The sequence below is a fragment of the Streptomyces sp. SID14436 genome (assembly GCF_010548465.1).
Lineage (GTDB): Bacteria > Actinomycetota > Actinomycetes > Streptomycetales > Streptomycetaceae > Streptomyces.
The window spans coordinates 1-216 of sequence record NZ_JAAGMD010000072.1 but is presented as its reverse complement, the minus strand read 5'-3'; the positions used below and the strand labels follow the sequence as shown (position 1 = coordinate 216).

Annotated in this window: 1 pseudogene; it reads right to left on the bottom strand. The window is 78.7% G+C overall.

The features are described from left to right. Positions 1-33: 33 nt before the first annotated feature. Positions 34-216 (bottom strand): annotated as a pseudogene (locus tag G3I53_RS02245) (ROK family transcriptional regulator); the annotation flags it as partial.

Sequence of the window (216 nt, the reverse complement as noted above, 5' to 3'; positions counted from 1 at the left end):
CACCGGGGTCGCGTGCCGGCCGGGGGCACCGCCTCACCCCCGTGAGCTGCCGAAGAGGTCGTCCTGGGCGTGCTCGCGCGCCGTCAGCAGGGCCCCCTTGAGCACCGCCGAGCCGCCCAGCTCACCCGGGCGCACCTCGGTCGGCAACGGCGACATCCGCGCCAGGCGGTCCCGCACCCGCACGGCCAGCGGCTCGCCGCCCGCCTGCCCGATCTC